The following is a 5,794-nucleotide window of genomic DNA, read 5'->3' as shown; positions in this document are numbered from 1 at the left end:
TCGCAAGATCGACGTCCGACCTCAGACCGGGACAGCCCCAGACGAACCAACGGAAATGCGTGAACCCGCGAATAAGAGCTTGTTGACCGACGTCTCTGGATTCTGCTTCCACCCTTGCACGATCATTCCACCGACACCTCTCCTGCATTCCTGGAGACAGCCCTTCATCATGTCCCGCCTCTTGACACGGGACATAAGAGGATGAGGGGTTTGAGCAGCAACTAGTGCGAATGCACGTCCAGGAACGGCGTGTCATTCGCGCTGACGTAAAAGATGACCACCTTCGTCGGCTCGGTGGCGCTGCGGTTATAACCGGTCATGGGCACGTTCGGCGGTTCGACCATCGCCTCGCCGGCCTTGACCGTGAGCGGTGGACGGCCGTCGAGTTCGAGCGTGAAGGCGCCTTCGAGGACGTAGACCGTCACCGGAAAACGGTGGGTGTGATAGACGGTCTTGTCGCCCGGCTTGAACGTCGCCGTCATGACTCGCACGGTTTGCTTGTCGTCCTTTGGCAATCCCTCGACGACCTGCTGCAGCACCATGTTCGGTTTGGCGATATTCGGCGCGGCCGCTCCGTGCTGCTGCGCCGATATGGGATGGCTGAGGCCGAGGCCGACGAGCAGGGTGATGCCCGGCACAAGATGGCTATGCATGTATCGCTCCTTTCGTTAATCACCGCGCTGTTTCGACGCAACAGCCTAGGCAGCAGAGCGACGCCGCGGGAGCCGCAAGATTGCTAGGTCCCGCTCCAAAAGTGCATAATGGGCGCATGTTCGACTGGAACGACCTGAAATACTTTCTCGCCGTGGCGCGGCACGGCAGCACGATTGCAGCCGGCAAGGCGCTCGGCACCAGCCAGTCGACCGTGCACCGCCGGCTCGAAGAGCTGGAGCGCCGGATCGGCCAGGCGCTGGTGAGCCGTCAGGCCAGTGGCTATCGTCTGACCGAATACGGCACCACGCTCTTACCCTTTGCTGAACACGTCGAGGCCGCGATAGGGGATTTCCAGCGGCGGGCAACCGATGTCGAGCATGAGATGAAGGGTGCGATCCGCGTCACGTGCCCTGAGCCGATCGTCATCCGCATGACGCAGTCGGGCCTGATCGAGCGGTTTCATGCCCGCCATCCGCATTTGCGCGTCGAGTTCATCACCAGCGACCGCTATCTCGACCTGTCGAAGGGCGAGGTCGACGTCGCTTTCCGCTCAGGCGATACTGACGACGAGCTAATCGGCCGGAGGATCGCGGATTCGTTCTGGGCGGTCTATGCCAGCCGTGATTATGTCGGGCGTCACGGCAAGCCCGATCGTGTCGAAGACTTGTCGCAACATCCTCTCATCGGCTTCGACGAGACGCTGGCCAATCACCGGGCCGCCAAGTGGCTGAAGGACGTTGCTCCCGATGCAAGGATGCCGGTGCGCAACAACAGCGTGCTCGGCCTCGTTTCCGCGGTGAAATCCGGCGCTGGAATAGGGCCGCTGCCGACGGCGCTCGGGGACGTGGAGCCGGATCTGGTCCGTGTGCTCGGGCCCGTGCCGGAGCTGACGCGAAGCTGGCGGCTGTTGACGCACCCCGACATCCGACGCGTGCCGCGGATTGCCGCGTTTTTCGACTACATCGTCGAGCAGCGCGACTCGTTGAAATCGATCCTGACGGGGTAGGCGGGGAAGCCCCCGCGCCTACCGGATAGGCCCGCCGAGATTGTCGATGTCAGGTCAGGGGCGGGCGGTAATCACCGTCCCTGGAAGACCGCGGCGCGCCGCTCGATGAAGGATTGAATGCCCTCGCGCGCGTCGGCACTGTTGAGCACGCGTTCCCGCACGGTCGGGATATAGGCGATCGCCGCCTGCTCGCCCTGCTCGACATATTTAAGGGCCGCTTCCTTGGTGACCTGAATTCCGAGCGGCGCATTGCCGGCAATGATCCTGGCGAGCGCCATCGCCCGCTCGATCTGTTGGCCGGCCGGCACGACTTCCTGGACCAGCCCGATCTCGCGGGCGCGCGTTGCGGTGAATTCATCGCACAGGAACAGATGATACATCGCGTTGCCCCAGCCGGTGCGCGACAGGAAGCGGAAATGCGCACCTCCAAGCGGGGCGATGCCGCGCTTGGATTCCATCTGGCAGAAGCGGGCGCCGTCGGCGGCAACAACAATGTCGCCCGCCAGCATCAGCTCGATGCCGATGGTGAAGACGATGCCCTGCACCGCGGTGACGATCGGCTTTTTGCAGCGCTTCTGCAGGCCGAAGACGTCGACATTGCCTTCTTTGAAGTTTCGCTTCTCGGCGTTAGGGCCGAAGAACTTCGGCATGTCGAGGCCGGCGGTGAAATCCCTGCCTTCGGCGCAGATGACGCCGGCCCAATAGTTGTCGTTGTTGTGGAGTTCGGTCAGGGCGTCCGACAACTGCTCCATCATCGCCGGCGAGAACGCGTTCTTCTTGGCGGGGTTGTCGATGATGATCTTGAAGATGCGATCATGGGTTTCGGTGCGGATTGTTCCTTCGCTGCTCATGGTCTTCTCCGTCCTGACTGTTTTGGAATGCAGTGCCGGGCTCGCGCCTATCGCTCGTATTTGACGGCAAGTGCGGTGCGGATCGCCGCGGCGCGTTCCGGCGAAAAATGCGCTGCGCCATGTTCAAGCAGGTCGAGGAACGACAGCACGCCGCCGCGCGACCCCCAGCTTCCTTCCTCGATGATGCGGAAATTGATCCACCAGCCGGGCGAGGGCGTCTTCATCCCGCAGACGTCTGCAAGCGCGGCGTAGATATTGCGGATAACGGCAGCGCGATCCTGGCGCGTCCAGCAGCAGTCCATCACCACGACATCGAGCACCATGACGTCGCTGGGTTTGTCCGACAGCAGCTCTCCGCCGTGCGCGATCATGTCGAGCGGGCGCTCGGCAAAGTGCACTTGATAGCCGCGGCGCGCCTCCGGCGTGAGTTTGCCGACTTCCGGCACCAGCACGGCATCCGTCAGCGTCTTTGCCAAGACGCGCCGCTGATCGGCGTTCAACCGTCCCTGCGGGGTCATCACATGGATGAAGGTCATCACGCACATCCCTTCTGCGACTTACGTGGCCGACTATGACATTCGTCATAGCGTCACATGGAGCTGGCTATGTCAAGCGTCATATTCTAGGGTGGGCCGTCCATTGGAACAGGATTCGCGATGACGTCAGATACCCGCGCAAAAATGGTCGCAGGCGCCGCCGACCTGATGAGCCGCCGCGGCGTCAACGCCACCAGCATGCGCGAGGTGGTCCGCCATAGCGGTACGCCGCGGGGTTCGATCGGCCATCATTTTCCGCGCGGCAAGCAGCAATTGATCGAGGACGCGCTGGTGTTTGCGGGCAAGCAGGTCAGCGGGCCGCTGGGGCATCTGGTCCAATCGCGCGGCGCCATCGCGGGTCTGCGCACCTTCATCGCGCTGTGGCGTCAGACGCTGGAGAGAACGAAATTCCAGGCCGGATGCCCGGTGCTCGCGGTTGCGGTCGAGCAATATGTCAACGACGCTACGGAGAAGGACGGCGAGCCGGACGAAGCCGCACAACGGCATCTGCTCGATCTTGCCGACGGCGTGTTTGCCGATTGGCAGCGCATCATGTTCACGGCCCTACGCCGCGAGGGCGTGGCGCCGGCGCGCGCGCGGCGGCTCGCCGCACTCGTCATCGCGTCCGTAGAGGGAACGGTCGCGATGTGTCGCGCCGCGCGCAGCGCCCAGCCACTTGATGATGTCAGGCAGGAGCTCGAGCTGGTGCTCGCCGGGGCGTTGGAGAAGTAGAACGGGGCTCGTGATGCCTTTTCGTCATGGCCGGGCTTGTCCCGGCCATCCACGTCTTTCTTTGCCTGATTGAAGCAAAGACGTGGATGCCCGGGACAAGCCCGGGCATGACGAACCTGATTTCATAGGGTGCATTTTGAGTCAGCCGGATGCGGCCAACGCCTGCCGCATTTCAGCAGGCGTAGCAGGCTCCGCGCCATGCTCGCGCACAGTTCTAACCGCCTCTTCGACCAGTTCTAGAATGGTCGCGGTGGTGCCGAGCGGCGCATCCTCGAGGCCGACGCGAAGATGGCCGCCGCGTGCGATCGTATCAGTGAACAGCGGGCGGAGATCGGCGCTGACGCCCGCAATCATCCAGGGCGCGCCGGGCGCTTCCTCCTCCAGCAGCGCAAGGTAGGCCGCGAGTGCATATGGCTTTGGCGGAAAACCGACCGCGATCAGATTGCAGAACATGAGACGATAGATCGGCACCTTGACGCCAGACGCGCGCGCAAGCGCTGCGCCGGCCCGCAGGAAGCCGGGCTCGTAGATAGCAAAATCGGTATGCAGGCCGCGGCGTGCTGCGAAATCGAGCGCATACCGGATATGGGATTCAGGATTCATGTAGGTGCCGCCAGGCTGCGTGTCCGCTGTGATTTTTGTCAGGCTCAAATTGACGCTACCGGGATCGATGACGGCAAAATCCAAGAGGCCGCGCGCGGCAAGTTCTTCGATGTCGGCAAATCGGGCCGCGACGTCGGCGAGCGGGCTGCCGTCGCTGCCTGTGGTTATGAATGCCGGATAGGAGGGATAGACCGGCACATCGACCTGATTGCGAATGCCTTCGATGATGCGGGCATAGACCTGCCAGTCGTAGGTCTGCGGGCCGCCGCCATCATAGGCATGGACATGAATGATGGTAGCGCCGGCTCGCGCGCAGGCGACGCCCTCGGCGATGATGGTCTCAACGGTATCGGGAATGCCGGGTTGGAGCGCGCGGCCCCATGAGCCGTTCAACGCCGCCTCGATCCAGACCTTGCGCACGGTATCGCCCTCCTGAAGATCCAATCCTTCTATCCATGGGGCGTGTACCCGTAAACGAGCGATATCGATTGCTGAGGCTAAGCAGACGCATCTTTGGGCTCTGGCGGATGCCGCAACTAACCAAGGCGGACACGGAGGGTCTGGCGCTGCCTTCCCTCATGAAAGGCGCTTTCGCTGGCACTTGAAGGCATAGTACGACCGCCCCACGCCGAGCCAGGGCGGTCGACCAACTTTCTTCAATGACTCAGCGGCACTGACGAGTGAAAATTTTCAGATGCTACCGAGCCTTATAGACCACCTCGCCCTTCCCAGTACGTAGGTATCCCGTAGTGCCGGTGGGTGCGCGTTTCCCAGTCTCGATCTTGCCAGGAGTCGTCACTGAACTCCGGCGCATCCTTCAGCTGTTGCTCGGTGATATTGGTTCGAAAACCACCAAGCGAAGTATCATATGTCAGGGCGCTCCACGGGATGGGATAATGGCTGTGGCCCAACCCGACAAATCCGCCAAAGCTCATGACGGCATAAGCTACGCGACCTGACACCTTGTCGATGATGAGGTGATCAATCTCACCGATATTCTTTCCATCTGCTCCATAAACCTCGGTTCCATGAATGTCTTCGCTTGAGATGCATTGATGATCCGGATGGGCTGTTGCACGGGCCATGGCTCGGCTCCCTTCACAAGAGTGGATTTCGTCGAATTAACTCGGCCGCTACAGGGGTCGTTCCTGGCAGCGGAGAACATTTCACAGCGCGGCCAAGGGCATTTGTTGCGGCGCAGGGAGCCTGAGCGTCCGCCCCCAATCATAGTGTCTGTTATTGGCGGACATGCCGGTGGGCGATTACGAGTGTGCTGCCGCAAAGGCGGAGACGGCTGCTATTCAGCGCTGCACCCGAATTTATGATGGGGTGGACGCCCCGCCGACGGCATCGATGTGCCAAAGTGGAGGTGTTGAGCACCACTTAAGGGAGGCGTCCGTGTCAGAGATTAT

7 protein-coding genes are annotated in these 5,794 nt (G+C 61.8%); 2 read left to right on the top strand and 5 right to left on the bottom strand.

The features are described from left to right. Positions 1-221: 221 nt before the first annotated feature. Positions 222-653, bottom strand: a complete 432-nt coding sequence (locus IVA95_RS30090; protein WP_247513795.1) for a cupin domain-containing protein — start codon at positions 651-653, stop codon at positions 222-224. A gap of 116 nt (positions 654-769) precedes the next feature. Here IVA95_RS30090 and IVA95_RS30085 point away from each other — a divergent pair, with 116 nt between their 5' ends. After that, on the top strand, positions 770-1,660 hold the full coding sequence (locus IVA95_RS30085) for a LysR family transcriptional regulator (RefSeq protein WP_247513794.1): 891 nt from the start codon (positions 770-772) through the stop codon (positions 1,658-1,660). A gap of 71 nt (positions 1,661-1,731) precedes the next feature. On the opposite strand, the gene IVA95_RS30080 is transcribed toward IVA95_RS30085, so the two are convergent. Both IVA95_RS30080 and IVA95_RS30075 read right to left on the bottom strand, forming a co-directional pair. Further along, positions 1,732-2,511 (bottom strand): crotonase/enoyl-CoA hydratase family protein, encoded by a 780-nt coding sequence (locus IVA95_RS30080; RefSeq protein WP_247513793.1) that lies wholly within the window; start codon positions 2,509-2,511, stop codon positions 1,732-1,734. A 47-nt stretch (positions 2,512-2,558) separates the two neighbouring features. Then, positions 2,559-3,047, bottom strand: a complete 489-nt coding sequence (locus IVA95_RS30075) for a tautomerase enzyme (RefSeq protein ID WP_247513792.1) — start codon at positions 3,045-3,047, stop codon at positions 2,559-2,561. Positions 3,048-3,167: 120 nt separating this feature from the next. On the opposite strand from IVA95_RS30075, the gene IVA95_RS30070 reads away from it, so the two are divergent. Continuing rightward, positions 3,168-3,779 (top strand): helix-turn-helix domain-containing protein, encoded by a 612-nt coding sequence (locus IVA95_RS30070; protein ID WP_247513791.1) that lies wholly within the window; start codon positions 3,168-3,170, stop codon positions 3,777-3,779. 141 nt (positions 3,780-3,920) lie between these two features. On the opposite strand, the gene IVA95_RS30065 is transcribed toward IVA95_RS30070, so the two are convergent. Continuing rightward, on the bottom strand, positions 3,921-4,826 hold the full coding sequence (locus tag IVA95_RS30065; RefSeq protein WP_247513790.1) for a 3-keto-5-aminohexanoate cleavage protein: 906 nt from the start codon (positions 4,824-4,826) through the stop codon (positions 3,921-3,923). 263 nt (positions 4,827-5,089) lie between these two features. Further along, positions 5,090-5,467, bottom strand: coding sequence for a PRC-barrel domain-containing protein (locus tag IVA95_RS30060; RefSeq protein WP_057842937.1), 378 nt, complete (start codon positions 5,465-5,467; stop codon positions 5,090-5,092). Between the last annotated feature and the right edge of the window lie 327 nt (positions 5,468-5,794).

Origin of the sequence: Bradyrhizobium sp. 157 (assembly GCF_023073815.1) — a bacterium.
In the GTDB taxonomy this organism is placed as follows: Bacteria; Pseudomonadota; Alphaproteobacteria; order Rhizobiales; family Xanthobacteraceae; genus Bradyrhizobium.
This window is presented reverse-complemented; position numbering and strand designations above follow the sequence as displayed.

Coding starts and splice junctions, on each gene's coding strand:
- IVA95_RS30090 (WP_247513795.1), bottom strand. CDS start 653: ATGCATAGCCATCTTGTGCCGGGCATCACCCTGCTCGTCGGCCTCGGC.
- IVA95_RS30085 (WP_247513794.1), top strand. CDS start 770: ATGTTCGACTGGAACGACCTGAAATACTTTCTCGCCGTGGCGCGGCAC.
- IVA95_RS30080 (WP_247513793.1), bottom strand. CDS start 2,511: ATGAGCAGCGAAGGAACAATCCGCACCGAAACCCATGATCGCATCTTC.
- IVA95_RS30075 (WP_247513792.1), bottom strand. CDS start 3,047: ATGACCTTCATCCATGTGATGACCCCGCAGGGACGGTTGAACGCCGAT.
- IVA95_RS30070 (WP_247513791.1), top strand. CDS start 3,168: ATGACGTCAGATACCCGCGCAAAAATGGTCGCAGGCGCCGCCGACCTG.
- IVA95_RS30060 (WP_057842937.1), bottom strand. CDS start 5,467: ATGGCCCGTGCAACAGCCCATCCGGATCATCAATGCATCTCAAGCGAA.